21 protein-coding genes and 1 other RNA gene are annotated in these 22,408 nt (G+C 36.4%); 4 read left to right on the forward strand and 18 right to left on the reverse strand.

From position 1 onward, the window contains the following. Positions 1 to 11: 11 nt before the first annotated feature. The 3 genes from RWU19_RS01500 (at position 12) to RWU19_RS01510 (ending at position 2,737) form a co-directional block, all read left to right on the forward strand. On the forward strand, positions 12 to 785 hold the full coding sequence (locus tag RWU19_RS01500; protein WP_081186009.1) for a Cof-type HAD-IIB family hydrolase: 774 nt from the start codon (positions 12 to 14) through the stop codon (positions 783 to 785). Positions 786 to 955: 170 nt separating this feature from the next. Next, positions 956 to 1,322, forward strand: a transfer-messenger RNA (tmRNA) gene (gene ssrA, locus RWU19_RS01505). A gap of 878 nt (positions 1,323 to 2,200) precedes the next feature. Next, positions 2,201 to 2,737 (forward strand): VanZ family protein, encoded by a 537-nt coding sequence (locus RWU19_RS01510; protein ID WP_316032180.1) that lies wholly within the window; start codon positions 2,201 to 2,203, stop codon positions 2,735 to 2,737. A gap of 409 nt (positions 2,738 to 3,146) precedes the next feature. Here the strand turns inward: RWU19_RS01510 and RWU19_RS01515 are convergent, their stop codons facing one another. From RWU19_RS01515 to RWU19_RS01565, 11 genes are all read right to left on the reverse strand, one after another. Next, the gene (locus RWU19_RS01515) at positions 3,147 to 3,407 is read right to left on the reverse strand and encodes a hypothetical protein (RefSeq protein ID WP_002289617.1); all 261 of its coding nucleotides are present in this window, start codon (positions 3,405 to 3,407) and stop codon (positions 3,147 to 3,149) included. A 185-nt stretch (positions 3,408 to 3,592) separates the two neighbouring features. Further along, complete coding sequence (locus tag RWU19_RS01520) at positions 3,593 to 4,090, reverse strand: GAF domain-containing protein (RefSeq protein WP_070770098.1); 498 nt, start codon at positions 4,088 to 4,090, stop codon at positions 3,593 to 3,595. A 128-nt stretch (positions 4,091 to 4,218) separates the two neighbouring features. Further along, positions 4,219 to 4,929, reverse strand: a complete 711-nt coding sequence (gene budA, locus RWU19_RS01525; RefSeq protein WP_316002463.1) for an acetolactate decarboxylase — start codon at positions 4,927 to 4,929, stop codon at positions 4,219 to 4,221. Between the two features lie 12 nt (positions 4,930 to 4,941). Continuing rightward, positions 4,942 to 6,606, reverse strand: coding sequence for an acetolactate synthase AlsS (gene alsS, locus RWU19_RS01530; RefSeq protein WP_002329431.1), 1,665 nt, complete (start codon positions 6,604 to 6,606; stop codon positions 4,942 to 4,944). Between the two features lie 205 nt (positions 6,607 to 6,811). Then, on the reverse strand, positions 6,812 to 7,474 hold the full coding sequence (locus RWU19_RS01535; protein ID WP_316002464.1) for a DUF624 domain-containing protein: 663 nt from the start codon (positions 7,472 to 7,474) through the stop codon (positions 6,812 to 6,814). Positions 7,475 to 7,483: 9 nt separating this feature from the next. Next, positions 7,484 to 8,299, reverse strand: coding sequence for a carbohydrate ABC transporter permease (locus RWU19_RS01540; protein ID WP_047936897.1), 816 nt, complete (start codon positions 8,297 to 8,299; stop codon positions 7,484 to 7,486). Between the two features lie 64 nt (positions 8,300 to 8,363). Next, entirely contained in the window at positions 8,364 to 9,260 is an 897-nt protein-coding gene (locus RWU19_RS01545; RefSeq protein WP_316002465.1) for a sugar ABC transporter permease, read from the reverse strand. A gap of 52 nt (positions 9,261 to 9,312) precedes the next feature. Then, on the reverse strand, positions 9,313 to 10,572 hold the full coding sequence (locus RWU19_RS01550; protein WP_316002471.1) for a sugar ABC transporter substrate-binding protein: 1,260 nt from the start codon (positions 10,570 to 10,572) through the stop codon (positions 9,313 to 9,315). A gap of 30 nt (positions 10,573 to 10,602) precedes the next feature. Further along, complete coding sequence (locus RWU19_RS01555; protein WP_316002466.1) at positions 10,603 to 11,754, reverse strand: glycoside hydrolase family 88 protein; 1,152 nt, start codon at positions 11,752 to 11,754, stop codon at positions 10,603 to 10,605. After that, positions 11,744 to 13,588 carry a DUF2264 domain-containing protein gene (locus RWU19_RS01560; protein ID WP_316002467.1) on the reverse strand — a complete coding sequence of 615 codons (1,845 nt, stop codon included), beginning with the start codon at positions 13,586 to 13,588 and terminating at the stop codon, positions 11,744 to 11,746. The genes RWU19_RS01555 and RWU19_RS01560 overlap by 11 nt, the downstream gene beginning before the upstream one ends. Next, a complete protein-coding gene (locus RWU19_RS01565; protein WP_070704101.1) occupies positions 13,581 to 13,976 on the reverse strand; it encodes a hypothetical protein in 396 nt (131 codons plus the stop codon). The genes RWU19_RS01560 and RWU19_RS01565 overlap by 8 nt, the downstream gene beginning before the upstream one ends. A 173-nt stretch (positions 13,977 to 14,149) precedes the next feature. Between RWU19_RS01565 and RWU19_RS01570 the strand changes: the two genes are divergently transcribed. Further along, on the forward strand, positions 14,150 to 15,193 hold the full coding sequence (locus RWU19_RS01570) for a LacI family DNA-binding transcriptional regulator (protein ID WP_070770104.1): 1,044 nt from the start codon (positions 14,150 to 14,152) through the stop codon (positions 15,191 to 15,193). Positions 15,194 to 15,368: 175 nt separating this feature from the next. Here the strand turns inward: RWU19_RS01570 and RWU19_RS01575 are convergent, their stop codons facing one another. The 7 genes from RWU19_RS01575 to RWU19_RS01605 form a co-directional block, all read right to left on the reverse strand. After that, the gene (locus RWU19_RS01575) at positions 15,369 to 17,042 is read right to left on the reverse strand and encodes a heparinase II/III family protein (RefSeq protein ID WP_316002468.1); all 1,674 of its coding nucleotides are present in this window, start codon (positions 17,040 to 17,042) and stop codon (positions 15,369 to 15,371) included. A gap of 247 nt (positions 17,043 to 17,289) precedes the next feature. Beyond that, the gene (locus tag RWU19_RS01580; RefSeq protein WP_002308788.1) at positions 17,290 to 17,883 is read right to left on the reverse strand and encodes a hypothetical protein; all 594 of its coding nucleotides are present in this window, start codon (positions 17,881 to 17,883) and stop codon (positions 17,290 to 17,292) included. Further along, complete coding sequence (locus RWU19_RS01585) at positions 17,873 to 19,261, reverse strand: HAMP domain-containing sensor histidine kinase (RefSeq protein ID WP_316002469.1); 1,389 nt, start codon at positions 19,259 to 19,261, stop codon at positions 17,873 to 17,875. Before RWU19_RS01585 ends, RWU19_RS01580 begins: the two co-directional genes overlap by 11 nt. Next, the gene (locus tag RWU19_RS01590) at positions 19,258 to 19,914 is read right to left on the reverse strand and encodes a response regulator transcription factor (protein WP_070704117.1); all 657 of its coding nucleotides are present in this window, start codon (positions 19,912 to 19,914) and stop codon (positions 19,258 to 19,260) included. Before RWU19_RS01590 ends, RWU19_RS01585 begins: the two co-directional genes overlap by 4 nt. Further along, a complete protein-coding gene (locus tag RWU19_RS01595; protein ID WP_104764777.1) occupies positions 19,889 to 20,587 on the reverse strand; it encodes a DUF1361 domain-containing protein in 699 nt (232 codons plus the stop codon). The genes RWU19_RS01590 and RWU19_RS01595 overlap by 26 nt, the downstream gene beginning before the upstream one ends. A gap of 23 nt (positions 20,588 to 20,610) precedes the next feature. Further along, positions 20,611 to 21,468 carry a polysaccharide deacetylase family protein gene (locus tag RWU19_RS01600; RefSeq protein WP_104764776.1) on the reverse strand — a complete coding sequence of 286 codons (858 nt, stop codon included), beginning with the start codon at positions 21,466 to 21,468 and terminating at the stop codon, positions 20,611 to 20,613. A gap of 16 nt (positions 21,469 to 21,484) precedes the next feature. Further along, positions 21,485 to 22,375 (reverse strand): LCP family protein, encoded by an 891-nt coding sequence (locus RWU19_RS01605; RefSeq protein ID WP_316002470.1) that lies wholly within the window; start codon positions 22,373 to 22,375, stop codon positions 21,485 to 21,487. Between the last annotated feature and the right edge of the window lie 33 nt (positions 22,376 to 22,408).

The following is a 22,408-nucleotide window of genomic DNA, read 5'->3' on the forward strand; positions in this document are numbered from 1 at the left end:
GAGTTTTATTTGTGTCAAATTATCGTGCAATCACTTTCTTTGATCTTGATGGAACATTACTAGATGGGAAGTCAAAAATCACACCCGAAGTGGCAAAAGCTATGAACGCATTAAAAGAAAACAACGTTCTTCCCGTCATCGCCACAGGACGTACAGAAGCAGAAATCCACTCGATCATGGAAGATGCGGGCATTACTTCTGCAGTCACCATGAATGGTTCTTTCATTCGAGTAAACGGTGAAGAAATCTACTCTCAGACATTTTCTTCAGAAGAATGTCAAAAAATGTATGATCATGTACAGTTGAATGGGCACGAACTTTCTTACTATAACGACCAGAAAATCTGGTGTACCGGTCATAGCCAAACAATGATCGATGCTTATGACTTTATCCATTCAGATGTGCCGGAAATAGATCCTCTAGGCTTTAAAGACAATACAGTAAATATGTTACTTATCTTATCTCAATCGGGTGACGAATACTATCATGAACATTTTCCTGAGCTAACTTTTTATCGGAATGGTCCTTACTCGATTGATACAGTGAAGAAAGGAATCTCAAAAGGCGCAGGTGTCAAACGACTGAAGAAAGAACTTCAATTAGAAGAAGTTCCTACTTTTGGATTTGGCGATGGTCCGAATGATTTTGCCTTGTTGGAAGCTTGCGACAACAAAATCGCTATGGGCAATGCCTATGATGGATTAAAAGAGCTTTCTACTTTCATTACAAAGAAAAATACAGAAGGCGGGATTGTCCACGCATTGAAGCATTTTGATCTGATTTAAGGATATTTTTTCGAAACTGGACCCTTTCTTAAAAAATCACTTATTTTTTCTTAAGAAAGGGACAGTTTTTATATAAATAATGGAGTATCATCCGCTTTTTTATTGAATTTATCCCAAGATGTGCTATACTGATTTTGTATGAAAAATACACGTAACCCTTGTTAGCTAACGGGGACGTTACGGATTCGACAGGCACAGTCGAGCTTGAATTGCGTTTCGTAGGTTACGTCTACGTAAAAACGTTACAGTTAAATATAACTGCTAAAAACGAAAACAACTCTTACGCTTTAGCTGCCTAAAAACAGTTAGCGTAGATCCTCTCGGCATCGCCCATGTGCTCGAGTAAGGGTCCTAACTTTAGTGGGATACGTTTCAACTTTCCGTCTGTAAGTTGAAAAAGAGAATATCAGACTAGCGATACAGAATGCCTGTCACTCGGCAAGCTGTAAAGCGAAACCTCAAATGAGTTGACTATGAACGTAGATTTTTAAGTGGCGATGTGTTTGGACGCGGGTTCGACTCCCGCCGTCTCCATATATGTATGGTTGAGACTAATAGATACTGTAAAAAACGTTGATAAATCAACGTTTTTTTATTTTGGCTTAAAAAAAAATTTGAATTTTTTGCTTTTTATTTAACAATTAGAATTTCGCGTATATTGTCACACTTAGTTTTTCTTTGTCAACAGTCTTTCCTTCAATAATTTTCTTTATAGATTAATCCATTTTAACTTTATTAGTTCCTATAAAAAAATACCAATCAAAAATTACCATAAATAATGAGTATCTATTTAGAAAACATTAGAAATAACCAGTAAAATGAACGGCCAATTGTACTTTTACTGGTCATTTATAGAATTTTTTTAAGGAGATAGAATATTAATACGTGACACTTCCATTTATGTCAAATGTTTTGGCCCGCTCATTACTTTCAAATCGAAGAAAATACGTGCCAGAAGTTAATGAACTTGTGAAAGTACCGTTGCTAGTTCCAGAAAAATTCCTAGAAGAAACTATAGTTGAGCCTATCAGATTCTGCCGTGCAATAGCAACATTCAACACAGTAGATGCTCCAGCACTCCGTCTAGTTAGATTATGCCTAACAGTATACGAACGTGTAGTTGAAGTAGACCACTGTTGACAGATCTCCATGACCAAATACCAGTCCCACTATATGTCATAGCGGTAGCAGCGTTTACAACTGTTGCAGAAAAAAAACTTAGTATTAAAAATGCGAGCGATAGTTTTTTTCATATATTTTTCATAGTATAGCTCCTTTATGTTTTTTTGTTATAATAATAGAAACAAATTTGAAAGGAGAATTCTACTATTAATAGCATAAAAATTAAAATAAAATTGTTATTTTTAAATGTTTCATTACTATGTTTATCGTTTTTGTTTTCCAGATGGTTTTACATGAAATATCTTTATTTTTACTCACTCTCTATTTTTCCTCCTAGTGGAGATGTTGATTTTTGGATTCCATTTATCCAAATAATAATTATTACTTTTTTTCTCTATATTTTTTTACTAAGTTTTTTTACAAAGAAAATTTATAAGGAAGTAATCATTGGATTTTATATTCTTTATTTTTTAATATTAATTTATCTGCTCTTTTTAAAAAACATTGGAATAAGAGGACTAGAATCCAATCCTTTATCATTTCTTTCTGATTTTATCAATGGGGATGCGATAATCGTGATGCTGAATATAATCATGTTTATACCATTAGGCTGGATACTATCATTAAATAAAAAACATCTAGGCATAGTGGTTTTGGGTATCTGGTTAATTGAAACAGCACAATATGTTTTTCATTTAGGAATATTTGATGTAGGGGATATTATTGCAAATGCTGCTGGTTTCGTTGTGGGCACTATAATAATGGAATCTTTATTCAATAAATTTTCATTTGAAATTACGTCTTTTAGTTTAAATAAAAAAATAAGATAAAAATAGAAACATATACTGGAAGCTAGAACAAGTACTTGAGGATATGACAAAAACTTTTTTAATGATTATGTTTGTTATTTAAAAATAATGTCTACAATTAAATTAAGTGAAATTAGAGAAGCTATAATCATTATACTTTATTTGTTATTAAATTTTGGCAACTAAAAGGACTTTAGAGATACCTTATATAATCTAAAAGAAGCGAAGGAGAATTTCTGACAGTGAAGCAAACGAAACTAGTTTTTATATACTGACCTAGATTCAGGTTGTATAGAGAATCAATTAAAGAAAATTTACAATTATTGTGCCACTTAAAAAGAAAAGTGACATATAAAAAACAACGCCAACTAAATAAAGTGTCTTCAAAAGCTTGGACTCCTCGCTTTTGAAGGCACTTTATTTAAAATCTTTATGAGACTAAAGTATGTTCATATTTATTGCTGTAATTATATAGATATTCTGTCGTTTCTAACTCATAAACGTGAGTGTATTTTGCCACTACTTTTCCGCATTTTTCTAATATTTCATTGCGATCGACGTCATGATATTCGTCTACGCAGATCACAACACAATTTTCTAATTTACTGATTACTTCTCCAACCACTTTTTGTTTCAAGCCAATAGGTTGGCAAATATATTTTTTCCCTAAAATGATAGTTTCGTTATTCATATTTCATCCATCCTTAATGTGTTTTTCATTATTTAAAATGATAATACCATTAAAATATGATTATGAAAACCAATAACACTTGTGATTTTATAAAAAAATAAAAAAACCGAAAAACAGATATGCCCACTGTCTTTCCGGCTCTTTTTATTTTTGATTTCTCTTCTTTTTTGTTTCAATAGTCAATTTTAGTTATTAATAAATGAAAAAGCATTTATATTAAAATTTGCTAATAAAAGATCTACATATTTTTCTAGAAATGCTTGATCGATTTCATCATACCCTTTCGTTACTCCGCAATCGATATCTAAAACACCGATTAAATGACCTTCTTTTACCATTGGTACAACGATTTCTGATTGTGCGGCTGAATCACAGGAAATATAATTTTCATGTTTTTTGACATCGTCAACGATCAATGTCGCTTGTTTTTCAGCTGACTCTCCACAAACTCCTTTTCCCAACTTGATACGTGTGCAGGAAACTCGGCCTTGGAACGGTCCTAAAATCAATTCATTGCCATCAAATAAGTAGTATCCTGCAAAGACGGTCTCAGGTAAAGTTTCATTCAGCAATGCAGATGAATTTGCTAAATTTGCTAACCAGTTATCTTCTGCTTCTAATAATCCTTGTTGCTGTAATAATAGAATTTCGTATGCATCTTTTTTCTGTTTTTCTGTCCACATGATAAAAACCGCTCCTTTTTGATCTATGGAGAAGATTATAGCTCAGTTTTTTGGTAAACGCTAGGTTTCCTCCTCAAAAAAACGAGATACGTCAGGTTGATCACCTTGAACGCATCTCGCTGTCTTTTCTATTCTGCTTGTTGGATTTCTGCTGCTAAATCAGCATAATCAATCGTTTCATGAACAAAAGTCGGATCATCAACTGGAAAGTGCTGTACAAGGGACGAGATGCGGCTAATCTCAACTTTTCCTTCAGTTACTTCAAAATCCATTACATGTCCGCCAAATGTATGTGTATCATCGATAAAATGCAGATGAAATCCCGCTGCAGCAACTCCTTGGAATAATTCAGGCGTAAAGAACCCGACTAATGTTCCATGAATGTTGCTTTGATGGAATTCTGGTTGAGACTCTGAAATTTTTGCTAGTCTTCGATAAGGTTTTTCTTGTTTCGGCATGATACGGATATGCATGTTTTTGAATAATCCAGTTATCTTCACTGCTAAAAATAGATTTTCCCCATCTTCTTTTACTAAGATGTCTTTTTTCAATTGTTCTCCATCTGCAGATTCTGAAACAGAAAAACTAGTATCTGGCGTAAAATCTGTAATTGCTGCATAGGGGGTAAGTTCACTTCCATCTAATTGGACAACTGAGCCATCTGATCTTCCTTGATAAGCTACGCCATCTAAAAAGATAACTTCACCATCAAGTCCATGCAATGTTCCCAATCCCAGAGTTCCTTTTTCCAATATATGAGCAATCGTTTCTGTTCCATCCATCAAGCCGGCCATCAAAGCTCCTAATGTCCCGTGCTGGTATAAGATTTTTTCAGTCATGTCGACACTTCCTTAATAGAATTGATCTGGTAAGATTGTTTCTCCCAATTTCTCATTATCACGGTAATCGATCGGAATATCAATAATTACGGGTCCTTCTGTCGCAAATCCTTCTTCTAAAGCTTTTTCTAATTCCTCTACACTTGTAGCTCGGATTCCTTTAGCACCAAAAGCTTCTGCATATTTCACAAAATCAACTGGACCAAAGTCTACACCTGACGCCCGTTGATATTTCATTTTTTCTTGGAACTCTACCATATTGTAGCGTCCATCATTCCAAATCAAATGAACGATATTCAATTTTTTACGTACGGCCGTTTCTAAATCTTGGGCAGAGAATAAAAATCCGCCATCTCCGGAAACTGATACGATTTGTGTATTTGGACGTACCAGTGCAGCAGAAATTGCCCATGGTAATGCTACACCAAGCGTTTGCATACCATTACTGAATAACAGATGTCGGGGTTCATAACTTCTAAAGTGGCGTGCCATCCAAATATAATGACTCCCTACATCTACAGTAACGGTCATATCATCTGTTACTTTTGACTGAAGTGTGTTGATGACTTCTAAAGGATGCAAAATACCTGCTTCTCCTTTTGATTGGACAATATCCCGCTCCGTTAGTTTTGCTTGAAGAGAAGCTAAATATTCTTTCGCATCTTCTGACACTTGTTGAGGCTCTAATGAACCTGTCAATAAATCAAGAGTAGCTGAGATATCGCCAATCAACTCTCTTTCAGGCTGCATAAACGGATCGATTTCAGCTGGTGCTTCATCGATCACAATGATCCGCGCATCTTTTTCTGCGTTCCAGTTTCTTGCTTCGTATTCGATTGGATCATAACCAATTGCGATGACTAGGTCGCTTCGTTTCAAAAGCATATCGCCTGGTTGGTTTCTAAACAATCCCACACGACCAAAGAAATGCGCTTCTAATTCACGTGAGATCACTCCAGCTGCTTGGAATGTCTCTACAACAGGCAATGCTGTCTTTTCAACTAATTGTCGGATAGCTAATGTTTCTTTTTCGCTTGATCCCCGCATACCTACTAATAATACCGGTAGTTTTGCTTCCCTGATGCGTTCGGCTAAGTAACGGATATCATCTGCAGAAGCAGAACCTAATTTAGGATCACTCAATGGCTTGATGATATTACCTTCAACTGGCGCATCCACTACGTCTTGAGGAATACTGATAAAACTCGCTCCTTTTTTTGAGCTCTTAGCCATACGATAAGCATTGGCAATCACTTCTGAAATTGTTTCCGGATCTTGGATTTCTGCACTGTATTTTGTGATTGGCTGGAACAGCGCTGCATTATCCATGCTTTGATGGGTCAACTTCAATAGATCGCTTCGTTTTACTTGCCCGGCGATTGCTAAAACTGGGTCTCCTTCTGCTGTCGCTGTTACCAAACCTGTAGCTAAGTTACTAGCACCTGGACCACTTGTTGCGATAACAACCCCTGGTTCTCCTGTGATACGTCCGATTGCTTGTGCCATAAATGCAGCATTTTGTTCGTGACGAGTTACGATTAATTCAGGACCTTGATCCTCTAATTCATTAAATACACCATCGATTTTTGCGCCTGGTATACCAAATACATAATCAACGTGATGGTTAATCAAACTTTCTACTACAGATTTCGAACCTTGTTTCATTTTTTCAGCCATTGAACATCGTCCTTTTTATGCTTTATTTTTAATTATTAGTTAGAAATAATCACAAATAAGTGATACAGTTTCTAAGCCTGTTTCATTCAGAAGTATAGCACGTTTTATTTCATTTGTTTAGCCATATGTTTCAAAAAATGAAAAAGAATGACAGATTTTACATAAAAAACTGTCATTCTTGGTTGAAAGTTTCAATTTATAAAGTCTACAGATCCATCGTTCTCATCAATTTACGATTGTTGAAGTAAATCAAACCAAATACGATAGAAGGACCTAGTAGAATACACCATTGGGGCTTTACGAAAAAGAAGAGAAACAAACTTGTCAATAGTAAAAAATCTAGTAAACTCACATACCATTTTTTCAACGTATAGTAGAACGCTATTCGTAGAACTTGATTTGGTTTTGACGCTGGATTTCTCACCTGAAAATACCAGCAGTTGATGCTAAAGGAAACTGATAAACAAGCAAGTAAAACAAACAACGGAATCAACCATTTTCCATAAGAAAAACGTATAAAAAAGAAACAATCAAAAATCGCTATCACACTAACTATCCAAGCAAATAGCCAATAAAAAAATCCCTTTAGCCAAAATCGGCGAAACGTCTTTATGAACAAACGTACTGATGAAAAACTTTTTTCTTTTGCTAATTCTTCTGTCATGCCTATCATCACGATGCAACCCGGACCAATAAAAAGCAAAGAAAAAATAAGGGAAAAGACATTCCTTCCATCTATTGACAAAAAGAACGCAGCTGCTATATACAAGATATTGACACACCAAAAACAAAGGCTACTTGCCAATGATTGATACAACCAATAAAAGAATTCCATATAAACATTTTTGTCAAAACGCTGCTCTGTCATAATCGCCTCCTATTCCTTCATTCCTGATGAAGCGATCCCTTCTACAAAATATTTTTGCATCGCTAAAAATATAAAAGCAACAGGAAGAACAGAAACAACTGAGGCAGCCATGATTAATGCGTACTCTGCATCAAATAGCCCAATAAACATTTTCAACCCTAACTGGATTGTTTTATTTTCCGTAGAAGACAAATAAATGAATGGCCCCATATAATCGTTCCATGTATTAACGAATGTGATGATCGTCAAACTGGCGATCGCCGGTTTTGTAAGGGGTAAAATGATCTTTCGATAGATTCCCCATTCTGATAAGCCATCGATCCGCGCGCTCTCACATAAAGAATCTGGGATACTACTGTAATATTGTTTCAACAAGAACACACCAAAAGCATTGAACGCTTGTAATAGCACCAATGACCACAACGTATCTGTTAAGCCCACTTTTCTCATCATGATGAACTGAGGGATCATATAAGACTGCCAAGGGACAGCAATTGTGCCGATATATGCTAAAAATAAAATATCGCGCCCTTTAAAATTCAGTTTAGAAAACCCGTAAGCAGCAAAACTAGAAGTAAACAACTGAATCAATGTGATCACAACGCTTAAAAAAGCTGTATTCTTAAAAAACGTCACTAAAGGAATACGAGACCAAATAACCAGATAGTTCTCTAAATGCCAAGTTTTAGGGATCCATTGAATCGGAATCGTGAACACTTCATTATTTGCTTTGAATGAAGCAGAAACCATCCATAAAAAAGGAATGATCGTCAATAAAGCTAGCCCTATTAGCAGAATCATACCCAACCATTGAATAAAAGTCATATCGTTTGAAAAAATTTTTGCTTTTTTCCTTTCATTTTGAACACTCTCTTCCATTTCATACCTCCTAAGTACGACGCTTATTCCAAGAAAACTGAACAACCGTAACGCCCAAAACAATTACGAACAAAACAAGTGAAATAGCTGAAGCATAACCAAAATCAAATTTTTTGAATGCTTCATTGTAGATTTGGTAAACCAACACATTTGTCGCTCGACCAGGGCCGCCATCCGTCATCACTTGTACCAAATCAAACACCTTGAAACAATTGATGACAAGCATGATCGTTACAAAGAAGGTAGTTGGCCTCAACGAAGGTAATGTCACATTCAAAAATTGTTTCCATCGATTTGCTCCATCTAGTGAAGACGCTTCATACAATTCTTTTTGGATACTTTGTAGTCCTGCAAGGTACAGAATCATGTAATAACCCATCCCGCGCCAAATACTGACAATTACAATTGCCCAAAGCGCCCAATTTGAACTTGAAGTCCAACCTGGAGGATGTTCAATAAATCGCCTTAAAAAGATATTAATTGGTCCCATCGTTGGATGAAACAACATATTCCAAACAACAGCAATTGCTACTAAAGAAGTAACATACGGAAAGAAAAATATCGTACGAAAAAGCTTCATCCCTTTAATTTTTTGATTTAGTAGTAAAGCTAGCCCTAACGAACAAACAAGTGTGCCGGGCACTACAGCAGCGGTATATAAAAAAGTATTTTTCAAAGAAATCAAAAAGGTCTCATCATTGGCCATTTTACGAAAGTTATCTAGTCCAGCAAATTCTGGCGTTGAAAAAGAATCCCATTTCATAAATGCTAGTACAAGCGAAAACAGGATCGGTATTAATGTAAAAACGAAAAAACCAATGAAATTCGGGGCGATAAACGAATAAGCGATCCACGTTCGTTTTCTACGCAAATGATTTGTAGCTTTCTTATTTATACTATTCTCCATTTCGATGACGAAACCAAGAGCGTTTGATCTCTTGGCTTCTCTCCTTTCATGATTATTCTTTTTCAGCAGCTACACGTTTCTCCATATTTGCCGTTCCTTTTTCCGGCGTTTCATCTCCAACCAAAATCAAGTCATGTTCTTCTTGTAAAATCTTATCGATTGCAGGCCCATGCGTATCAATCGGAAATTCAAGTTTGATTTCATCAGGAGAAAAAGCTTTTTTAGAAATCTCATCCGTTGGCATTCCAGCGAGGTTAAAATAAAGCTGATCAATCTCATCTGTACGATATGAAGGAACTACTCCTACTCCTGCCAATACTTTTGCTCCTTCTTCACTAGCTGCAAATTCAATAAATTCTTGCGCTGCTTTTTGTTTCTTTGAGTTTTTATTGACAGCAAATGCTGTTGGCGAGCCAAACGTCGTGACCGATTCTCCTTTTTTCTTCTGAGGAATAGCTGTAATTCCCCACTCTACTTCTGTCTTATTTGCTTCTTTGTTCGCAAGTATGCCAGCCATATACCAAGTTCCCATGTACATCATTGCTGCTTTTTGTTCTTCAAATTGAGATTGATAGGTTACTTTCGTTGACTTAGCCGTGCCAAAATCCATTTGCGCGCCTTCTTTTTGCATCCTCAATGCTCGATCATAATAATCAACCATAAATCGATAATCTGGTTCCACAAGATTCGCTTCGTTTTGAGCAGCTGCAATAGCTTGGATCGTCGAACGCCAGATATGTTGATATGCTCCATAAACTTGTCCGTCATTTTTACTAAGCTTTTTTGCTAAATCTTCGTATTCGTCCCAAGTTAGATTTTCTGGATATTGGATTCCTGCATCATCAAACATTTTCTTATTGTAATATAGTACCCAAAAGTCCGTTCGATAGGGCAATGCGTATGTTTTTCCATCGATATCATACATTTCATATGTTCCTTCAGCAGCATCAGTATCTAATTCTCTAATTCGTTCTGTTTGATCGACTAACTGATCTCGTAAAGCATAATTTGAATACGACAAAAGATTTTTCATCGTCAATACATCTGTCGTATCTCCAGAAGAAAGCATCGTAGTAAGTTTCGTGTCATAATCATCTGAAGCAATATCTACTGCTTTCACTTTGATTCCCGTTTTCTTTTCGAATGCTTCAAAGAGCGCTTTGAATTCAGGTGTTGTTTCATAATTCCATGTCGAAACGGTAATTTCATTTGCTGATTCTTCACTACTGCCTTCTTGATTACCACAAGCACCAAATACGAGTGACATTCCCAAAACTATTGATCCAATCATCATTTTTTTCCATCGCTTCATCATATATGAATCCTCCTCTTTTCTTATACATCACCAGTAACAGTACCATTTTTTAGCTAGACGAATAATCCCTTCTACATAAAAGTAATCGCCCCAGATCACACATTCATCTACACCTTTTAAGCTGTTTTTATCATAAACGGCATGGAGAAGCAGCCCGTTTGATCCATCTACCTGTTTCGTTGTATAGTTTTTTTGTAATTCTCCCAAGATTTTGACTGCCATTTCTTCGTAATCGAAATGACGATGATCTGAAACAGGCAGTTGTTTGGAAAGTTCTAACAATCCGCATGCAGCTATTGCTGCCGCAGAGCTATCTTTTTCCTCTTGACTACCTTCTTTGAATATTAGATCCCAATAACAAATCAAATCTTCAGGAAGCTCTTGTAGAAAATAATCAGCAAGTTGCGTGGCGGTCTCTAAAAAAGAACCGTCTCCCGTATACAAGTAACTTAATGTGAATCCATAGATCCCCCACGCTTGCCCGCGTGCCCAACAAGATTCATCTGAATAACCTTGTTGCGTACGACCATATTTAGGCACTCCAGTAACATCATCAAAGTAATACGTATGGTAAGTAGTAGCATTGTCTCTCACAATATACTTTTGAGTTTGTTTCGCATGGTTGTAGGCAGCTGTTTTATAACTCTCATCTCCGGTAGCCTCAGTAGCAAAGTAAAGTAATGGCAGATTCATCAAACAGTCAATGATCATACGTCCACGCTGCTTTGGATCATCTAAGTCTCCCCAAGCTTGGATAATTTGAGATTCGGGAGAATACCGCTCCATCAATCGATCAGCTGCTTGTATCGCTATTTGTTTTGATGACTCGTTTTTATTCAATCGATAATCAGCAACAGCTGATAATTGATATAAAAATCCGATATCATGCGTATCCAAGGCTATATCTTTTTCTAAACGTTCTTTGAATGAAGCTAATTGACTTTCGATCGTTCGATCAAAATCTTTTGAGTTAGAAAGTTCTTTTGTTAAAAATAATATCCCCAACCAAAAACTAGCCGTCCAATCAGTGTTTTCTTCCGCTTCATATACATGATTGTTACTAGCTGCAGCAGGTACGAGAAATTTAAATTTTTCTTGATTTTCACGCACCTGTTTTTCAATAAAATCAATTTCTGAAACTAGCCAATCTAACTCAACTATATTTGTTCTATTGTCCATCGTTGTATTTTTCCTCCAACTTTACATTAATCCTTTGCCCTAGTTGCCCGATTTCTATATTTCTCCCAATAATTTCTACTGCAGGCTCTTCAAAAACCTGGTCTGGTAAAACACCGCTGATCACAGATATAAATACTTGTTTTCCGCTTTCAGCCACGCCTGTCAAATACGGTAATAGTGTTACCGGAAAATAGAGACTTGTATTAGGTTCAGGTCGGATAATCCCAGCTTTCTTGTATCCAATGATGTTCTTAATCCTCGAAGTACCAATGATCGATCGTGCTGTGGCACATTGTCCCGCTATACATCTATTTGTATTTTCCATTGGTACACTAAACCCGCCTTCATACACATACAGCAACCGTTCACTCCATATTTCGTGGATACGCAAATGCCCGTTTTCAAGCGGAACGATTGTACTTTTTATTGTCACATCTGACCAAGGACGCCATAAATGGACAACTCGGTCTAACTCGATTGAAAACATTTCATCTAATTCTTTTGTCCGAAAGTGACGGCCATCTTCAGACAACGCCAAACAACTATCATAAGCTCCTTCACCATATGATCCGTTGCTTTTTGGCACACTGAAACCAAAAAGAGTTGAATAGACAAATTTACTATATTTCGCACTCCCATGATTTTGATTTTGAATGAACTGTCCCGCTGGAAAAGCTTGCACATGCTTTAATGTCTGATCATATTGATACATATTTTTACTAGAAGGCACTGCTTTTTTACGTACTTCTATTTTTAATCCGAGTGCTTTTGCTTGCCAATAAGGATGATCATCAGGGACTGCTAATAACAAAAACGTTTTGAATGCCCAATAAGGGGATCCTGGGCCATTGTATCCTTCCGCAAAAACCATATTTTGATAATGATAACCAACTGACAGCAACCCATCAGTTGTCAGCATCTCTTGTTGATTCCAATATTTCAAATGTCGACTGATCAATCCTTTGATCTCGCCCCACGGCAATGCTTCGACATTAGCAAAAACTAACGCACTAAAAAATGACACTTGCGCAAAGCGATAAGTCAAACTACGCCCAAATGGAAGCCCTCTTCCTTCTTCATCAAACCAATATTTAAATGTCTGAGCAAACAAGCATGCCCTTTGCTTCATTCTTTTGGCACGAACCGGGTCTTCTTTTTCCATGAAGCGACAATAGATCAAACTATAGTAGTGGATTGCAAAAGAAACATAATAATCTACTTGTGTCTCGACCCCGTCACAATACCACCCCTCTCCTTGATAAAAGCTTTCGATCGTTTCAAGATCCTTCTCCAACAAACTCTTTGAATAACTTCTTCCACAATTTTTCATCGCTAAATTGATCAGTACACGGAAGAAATGCCAATTATTTCTCGGTAAAGAAGATTCATTAACCTGCATTAGCCAATGATGAAGGTTTTTTTGTGCCTGCGGTTCTAATCGATCCCAGATATTTTCTTTATTCAGCAACAAGGATGTACTAAGAGAAGCCATCTCTACGATCAATTGATCAGAAGAATCGATTTCTCCCCAATAATCTGGACTTCTTGGGTCTACACCTTTCGTTATCCCTTCAAGATAAATATCTGTAAGAGGATGCGGCTTGTTTGTGATAAAAGGTCCTAATCCCCATAACGGTCTTAAGTATGCTTCGATTTGTCTACGATCTTCTGTATATACCGTTCCATGCGTCCCTAACTTCAATCGCCCGGGTCGTTTCTCATAAAAGACGCTTAATGGCTCTAGCAAACCCAAAAACATTTCTTCAATATCTTCTTTTGATAAACAATCATTGAACCTTAAGCTAGTTTGTCTTGCTCTCTTTCTTTCATTCACTCTCGTTCTCCCTTTCAATCAGCTGTCCCTTTATAAAACCATAATATTCTCCATACACTTTAATCCGCTCTCCTACACGAAAACATTGATTCTGATCGTTGAATATCATAAAAACGTTTCCTTGGGTCCGCAATAAGAAGCGATCGCCATTTTCCACTTTGTTGCTTTTTCGATCTGATTTGATGATAGTCCCCTCTAAAGAGACTATTTCACGTAAAGGTACTTCATCGTTTTGCCATTCTTGTTCAGAAACGCTTCGAGCATTTTCTTTTAACTTTTCCTCTTGTTTTTTACTAAAATTATTTATTTGCTCACGATTATCATTCGTATATCCTATTGCTAAAAATAGACTACAAATGACGATAACCGCAGCTACTATCCCTTTCAATTTTATCCCACCCCTCTTTTTTGTTAGCGCTTCCTTAAGAAGATAGTACTTTTTTACTCAGGAAAAATCAATAGTTTTTAGTAAAATATTTTTATTTGTAATTTTTTTACTTTGCTTTTTTACTTGAAAGAAATATACTGTATATAAGAAATTGAATGAATGAGGGGTACAAAATGGCCACTATTACTGATATCGCAAAAGCTGCAGCAGTATCGATCTCTACCGTTTCTAGAGTATTGAACTACGATCCTACCTTATCTGTTACTGAAGAAACGAAGCGGAAGATTTTTGAAATTGCTGAAGAATTGAATTACACGAAATATAAACAAAAAAAGAAACAGAAACGAACCATAAAAAAAACAGGAGAAAAAAAAGAACGATCGCTTGGCATCATCCAATGGCGCTTAGACGAGGAAGAATTAGATGATATTTATTATATGTCCATTCGCTTAGGAGTAGAAAAACGTGCTGCCGAGCTAGGATATAACGTATTGAAGATTTCTCACTTAGATGATCAATCAATAGAATCAGTGGATGGTCTCTTAGCTATTGGTAAATTCACCCAAGAAAGAATCGATGAATTCGCAGCACTTCATGAACATTTCTGTGTAATAGGAAGTAATTTCCCTTTGAACAACTATGATTCCGTAAACACCGATTTTGCTCAAGCAACTGAACTAGCCTTAGGACATTTATTTTCTCTTGGACATAAAGATATCGCTTTTATTGGGGCTGAAGAAACGGATAATCTTCACAGTTATCGTCGGTATAAGACACCAACTACTAACACTTACATTGATGTTATGCAATTTCATGGCTTGTATAAAGATGACTATTTTATCTTGAAGGAAAATAGTCGCTTGGATGTCCCTACAGGAGAAGAACTGACCTTGCAAGCATTGAAAAGCTGGAATGGAAAGTTGCCAACTGCTATTTTAGCAGCAAATGATTCATTTGCGATCGGTATTATCCATAAATTGACAGAAGCTGGGATTCGTGTGCCGGAAGAAATCAGTGTGATGGGAATAAACGATCTTTCGATTTCTCGTTATGTCTCACCTTCTTTATCAACTGTCCATGCATTTACAGAAGAAATGGGCGAAATGGGCGTGAACCTTTTAGACGAACGAATTAAAAATCCAGGAATCGCTAAACGGATTCTACTTAGTACAGAATTAGTTATCCGACAATCGACAGCTGCGCCACGTCAAATGTAGAGAAATAAGAGATAATGAAAAAGCTGTCCTACACTAAGCATAAGAACAGCTCTTCCTGTTTTATGGATAGTGTGATTTATAAACGTGGAGTTAGCAGGAAAAGTGGTTTACTCCGAAAAAGGGCAGTGACAAGTTGATTGTCACTGCCCTTTTTAAGTTAAAGTGTTCAAGTTTATCACATAAGTACAAAAGAAGTAATAATCTCAGCCTCTTTGGCAACCTGATACATCGCTTGTATTTGATGCGCTTCACAAAGACCACCATCATGCCGGTGATATTGTTTTTTCATCACATTGAGGCTAATCAAAAAACGCGTATCGAATTTGATTTCAACGACTTCGTTGCTTGTTCTTAGAATAACTTTTTTCTCCTCTATTACTGGTTCAATAGGAGACACAAAATTCTCTATGATCTCATTTTTTGCTTTATTGAAGCAAAACCGATCATGGAGCACTAAGATTTTTTTCTGTTCATGAACAGAAAAATGACGGGTAAATTTTTCTATATAAGATTCAGTACTATATGTTTCGACCAAGCTGTAAGTGATTTCCCCGTTAGCGCAATCCGTTCTTACCACTTCTGCTTTTCCGTCGTTAACGACTTGAGAACAACCATTTAAGATAGGCAGATGATGGCTCTTAGCTGAAGTAACAAAATACTGATACCGTTTTGATTCATTAAAGTATTCTTTAGTATATTCCCCTGCTCCTAGGTCTGTTAGGAACAATACTTCGTGATTTCCAAATACAAAATGACCGACATCCAAATGATTATGGCTTTCTCGATTGTTCCCACCTTTTGCTGCGAAAAATAGATCTTGTTTTACTGAATTTAGGATAAACCATTGAGCATCTGGAAAATAGTCACACTGCCTGTTAGAAACACTCGGCTCCTTCTTTTTTGTCCATTGAAGGTTATGATAGAGATGAGCAAAACGGTAACACTTGTCAAAATCCAAAGAACTGACTGTCTCTATAGGAATATCTGCACCAAATCTCGATACGCAAAAGCTTAAGAGACCGCTTGGCAAGTTGGGTTGAGAAAAATCTGAAAAAGGAAGATAAGTATTGTTTATTCTTACCTTCCCAGGAAATTCCGCTATTTTCTTAACCTTATTTATCTCTAAATAATAATGATTCCCTGTCGATTCGGCTAATTTTTCAGCATAATAAATATAATAACCAAAACCATAACCCCAATATCCCACACCTTCTGTGCAGATACCGTCTTCTCCAAAACTATGAAGATAGTTCTTAAGTGAAATATCGACTTTTGTCAGGAGGCGTTCTAAACGATCGCTTTTTTTAGGAAGCAAGGACAAACAAGCCATCCCAACGCATCCGCCAATCACAGCACTCCAATTGTTTTTCTTTTGTTCCCATTCCCATGACTGTTTTTCAAAAGGCAAGATCAAACGTTCCTCTACTTCCTTTCTTATACGATTCGCAACGATAGGTGATAGCTCTTCTCCGACTTGCTCATAGATCTCAGCTAATGCCTGCCCTGTTTCAGCAGAAAATAAGTCGATATAACCCCTTGCTTGATCGTTGAATAAAACTTGCTCTGACAAGTGAGCAGGCAGCGCCCATGTCCATTCATTACAAACATCCCAAATTAATTGTTCCAACCACTCTTTGTTCTCACTGTTCTTTTCATAGAAATAAGCTAAAGCGGCCACAACCAATTGTCTTCTTCTAGCAAAGTAACTAGATTCGTATCTCAATCGTTTACCCGTTTCAAAAAATTCCATAAATTCTTTTAATACAAAAGGTTCAATCTTGTTTTGCTGAATATACTCTTTATTGGCTTTAAAAATCTCAATTTTTAAAGGATCAGCTATTGTTTTCATCATATCCTCCTTGAATGACACCTTTTTATCTCATTTTACCAGAATTCAGTAAAAAAATATATTTTTAGTAAAAAATAGATCTTTTTTTGGGGTTCGATTTTCATCTTTCCTTTGCTGTTAAGAATATAAGCAAACTCTATCTGATTTATATCTGGATACCATGAGTAATATAAAAAAGATTGTGACAAAATTCTGATCACAACCTTTTGGCAAACGGTAGATTCACCCCTATTTTCTACGTAATTCTTCATGCATAATTCAGCAACAATCGCGTCTCATCAATCAGAAAGTTTAATTTCTGGCCATTTTTCAAAGTGACAGTAATCATCTCACCATCTTCTTCGATCTTATCTGCTTTTAGAGGAAGATAGTTCAAGTAATCGTCTATGATTTGTTTTTTTCCTCGGTTATTTTGATCTTCATCAAAATAAGATAACCGTACGACTTTTTTGTTCGTTTCATCAATGATTGCCGTTCCATAGCCTGTTTTCGTAAGGAATTCCATTTGCCAAAATACACTGTCCTCTGAGATCAAGACTTCATAGTCTTGAACAATCACTGGCTCTTTTGGCATGGCTAGCTTTTGAAATAGCTGATTTAATTCCTCTCGTAGCCGATTGACCATATCTAATTGGCTCTGATCTGATTCTTCCATGATAGAAAAGGATTGTGCTTGGCTCATTGCCGTTTCGATAGAGGAAGAAGCTGAACTTAAAGAAGAAATATCTACTGTTCTTTGTTCTTTTGTAGTAATGCTACTCGCTAAAATATCTGGTAAAAAAAACAATCCTGCGCTGAATACCAGAAAGAAAGCAGAAAGAAGGTATAATTTAATTTTCATCTATTTCCCCTCCTAAAGCAAAATCGATCGTGATCGTCGTCCCTGTACCAAGTGTACTTTCTATGTCAAAAGAACTATTATGCAATTCGGTTATTTTCTTTACTAAAGCTAATCCAAGTCCTAAATGTTTCGTTGTTCTTGAAGGATTTCCTGTAAAAAATTCATCTGTTACTTTAGACAAATTTTCTGTTGGTATCCCTCTACCATTATCGGAAAACTTCATAATATAACGCTTTTCTTCCTTTATTCCTTTGACCACTAATTTTCCATCTTCTGCTATAGCTTCTAATGAATTTGCCAAAATATTCATGGCTAATAGCTTGAAAAGATTGAGGTCTAGCAAAATATTGGCAGGTTCTAGTTCGATGGTATAAGTAAACCCTTGTTTCATTCCTTTAAGAAACTTGTTTAGATCATCGCTAATCATATTAGTCGAGATTTCTTCAAGAGAGACACTTGTTCTTTCCAGTTCCATCAATTTCAAAATATCATTGGACAGATGTTTTAATCGGTTGCTTTCTTCAAGGATATAATCGACAGATTCTTCGGCTGATTGGTCCAATTTTTCCCATTTCAACATTTGAGCATAGCCAATAATGGAAGTCAGCGGCGTTCGAATTTCGTGAGAAAAGCTAGAAACGAATAAATCTTGCTTTTCCTTTGCCTGGCGGAGAGTTTCTAGATCGTGGCTCAATTTATCGGCCATATTGTTCAAACTGCTCCCTAATTTTCCAATCTCGTCTTGAGTATTGACTATTGCCCGTTCTTTCGTCTTACCTTCTGTGATATGCTGGGCAACGGAAATCAGCTGATTGATTGGTTTCAAGATCATGCTTGTTAGAAAATAAGTGACTGGAATAATGGCTAAAAGTAAAAAGAGCAAAATCAGACGAAAATAGACAAGAGAATCTTTGACGATTTCTTCATAGTTCTTTGCTTGATGGTAAGTTGCTAAACGATAGACAGTATCAGGTATCTTTGAAGTTGAATAAAGCACCTGTTTGTTTTTAACAGTAGACATGTCGCTGATTTCCACGGTACGATTAGACAACTCTTCTGGAGGTTCGTATTTTTCAAACAAAGTAGGCTTTGTAGTAAAAACCGTTTTGCCTTTTTTGTCTAGAATCTCAAACTCTCCGATTTTGGCTGCGGCTACGAATTCACCATTTTTTCTCATTTCATCTGTTGTTTCATCTCCGTCTGTTTTCGTCGACAACAGCAATAAGAGATTTTTCTGCTGGTTGACTAGCACTTCTTTTTCTTGAGAAACTGTGCGCTGGTAAATCGCATGCAGTGTAAAACCACTGACCACCAAATAAATGAGTAGAAAGAAGAATAATAATGAAAAGAAAACTTTGCTCGTATATTTCAAGTTCATCCCTCCAATAGGTAACCTACACCATAAATCGTACGCAAGTCCTGTCCTAATTGTAATTTATTTCTGATTCTTTGAATGTGTAAATCAAGCGTTCTGGAGTTGGGCTCTTCTTCCCTTCCCCAGATTTTTTGATAGATTTTCTCTCTTGGCAGAATAATCCCTTTGTTTCTAATTAAGTAAAGAAGTAATTCATATTCCTTAGGAGTCAAAGAAACAGCTTGGTTTCTTGCAGTGACAGCTCTTGTTTTTTCATTGATTTCGATATACTGCCATCTCAGTAATTTATTGGAGTTGGTTTTTCCATTTCTTCGAAGAACAACTTCCACTCGTGCTAGTAATTCTTCCAGATCAAATGGCTTTGTTATATAATCTTCAGCACCTGATCTTAAGCCACTGACTCGATCAGAAAGCTGATCTTTGGCTGTCAAGAAAATGACAGGAAGATCATATTCCCGCATATACGCAAATACTTCATAACCATCGATTTCAGGAAGCATGATATCTAGCAAAACCAAATCAAATTCCTGTTGCTCAATGATATCGGCTGCTTCTTTACCTGTGAATACCGAATAGACTGTATAACCATTTTTTTCTAATGTACGAACTAAAAGTTTGTTGATCGCAGGATTATCTTCTACTACTAGTATCTTCATACAGTTCCTCTCTTTCTGCCAATAGAGCAAATTTGATCCCTAACCTATAAATATACACGAATATCAGTGAAAAGAAAAAGATGAGTACGATCAACAAAAAAGATGGACCGTCTATTTTGGTAAATGCTTCAACGAATCTCATGAACGTTTCCCTGCTGTCAGTAAAGACATCCGTACTGTTCAATCTTAAAAAGCGACCGAAGTAAATCCCTATAGCATTGATAAACAAGACGACGCTGATAACTAACCATTGATAGACGCCTATTCCGATTTTCTTGACAATTACATTGGTAACCATCCATAAGCTTTCACAACCGAAAAATGTGGTTGGGAAAACAGAAAGAACGACTAGCAATAATTTATACCAAATTTCCATCTTCATGCTTATCATCATAGTAGATGGATCGTAAGGTGAAAGCAAAGACAGATGGAATAAATCGGTGAACAAATAAAAATTATTTGGAAAAAACAGTAGCCAGAATAAGATCAGTACGAGAGAGACTAGTTTGGAGCTGCTGACTTTTACCCACCTTGCTAATTCAATCGGGATATATGCCAGAATCGTATTAGTAAAAAATAAATAAAAAACACTTTTTTCATAAAAAGAAAGATAAAGTACGAGCAGCAGCAAAATGTAATATCCTCTAATAAAATACATCTGCTTTTGAATCATTGGACATCTCTCCTTTTTGTAGACTACGCAGGACGGTGATCATTGCGTCCATAATAATTTTCTGTTTTTGATGGATCATCTAGCAAATCGCTGATTGTCGTAAAAGTATATCCTTCTTTTTTTAATTCATCAATCAGCACAGGAACAGCATCTACGGTCTCAGGATAGATATCATGTAGTAATATGATTGCGCCATCATATACTGTACTTTTTACTTGCTGTAAAATTTTTTCCTTTTGTCTGGATTGCCAATCTTGAGAATCAACAGACCACTCGATCATTGGTCGATGAATGATTGCTGCTCCTTTTTTTGTAATAGAGCCATACGGAGGTCGGACATAGGCTGGCTTTTTACCGATTGCTTTCAAAATAGCGTTATCTGTTTGAGTGATTTCCTCACTGATTTCTTGGTCAGATAGACCAGCTAAATCCTTATGAGAAAAAGTATGACTGCCGATTTGATGACCTTCTTGCACCTCCTTTTGTAAAAGCTGTTCGTTTTGGGAAACATTTTCCCCTAGAACAAAAAAAGTGGCGTGTACGTTTTTTTGTTTTAAAATCTCTAAAAGTTTTGGGGTAGTGGAGGGATTAGGTCCATCATCGAAGGTAAGAGCAACGGTCTTTGATGATTCCTTTGTATCTTCTGTTTCTTTATTTTTTTCATTTTTTGCTTGCTGTTCCTTTGTGGTGATCGTCCGACTGGTAGAATTGGAACTTTGCCATTCTGTTCGTTCTTGTTTCCTAGAAATCTCAGTATCTTCTATTGTTTTACTTTCGTTCGTTGAGGGCGTGAAGACTCTGTTCGTCATATAGACGCTTCCACCTGTAATCCCTATTAGAAGGACGATCGTCCCAAGGGTTATCAAACTTTTTTTAATCATGTGCCTCTCTCCTGCTTTACTGTAATTGCTGACTGATTCGTTTGATTTCTGTGTCAGTCATTTTTTGGTAAGAGATACCGTCAATTATTTCTTCTTCTCCTTTTAATTGATCCGTACTCATTTTAAATTGGGTATTCTTTGTTAAATATAATTTAAATAATTCTCCCAAAGGTAAATTTGTTTTCATATCGTTCCCTAGAACATTGATGATTTTGTCTATTTTAGGTATGGATTCCACAGTCAACAGCTTCTGCATGATTGCTTTGATCACTTTTTGCTGTCTTATTTGCCTCCCATAATCACCATTAGGGTCATCATATCTCATTCTTGACCATGCAAGTGCTTCTTCTGGAGATAACGTAAGGGACCCTTTTGGAAAATCATAATGGTCAAAGTTGAAAGCAAAATCATTGATCACTTCAATATCGCCAACAATACTTAGCATACTCTCTAGCCCCTTCATATTCATTGTCATATAGTAAGGAATAGTAGTATGAAGCATGTTCTCTGTCGTTTGTATAGCTGTTTGTTCTCCTCCATAAGCGTAAGCGGCATTTAATTTATCAAAACTATTATGTCCTGCGATTTGAACATAAGTATCTCGTTCTAGACTGATAAGTTTTACTGTCTCATTTTTAAGATCAACATGGGCAGCAATCATTGAATCCGATCTTCCTTTTTCTGTCCTACCAAATTCTCCAGTATCTACACCTAATAGCAGTACATTGAACCGATCCGGTAAATGTGTGGCTGCATCAGCTGAATATTTCACATTCATGTTGGCTGCTGTTTTCTTTGAAACTTCAGACAAGTTTTGCAATTTCATATATTCGCTTACACCATAAGCGCCTGCTGCTATAATAAACATCAATAGAAAAATAGATATGACTTTTAAGATTTTGTACATTTGTACTCTCCTCCTTTGCTGTTAAGGATAGAA

It is taken from the genome of Enterococcus sp. 2STP (assembly GCF_032465635.1).
Classification (GTDB): domain Bacteria; phylum Bacillota; class Bacilli; order Lactobacillales; family Enterococcaceae; genus Enterococcus_B; species Enterococcus_B lactis.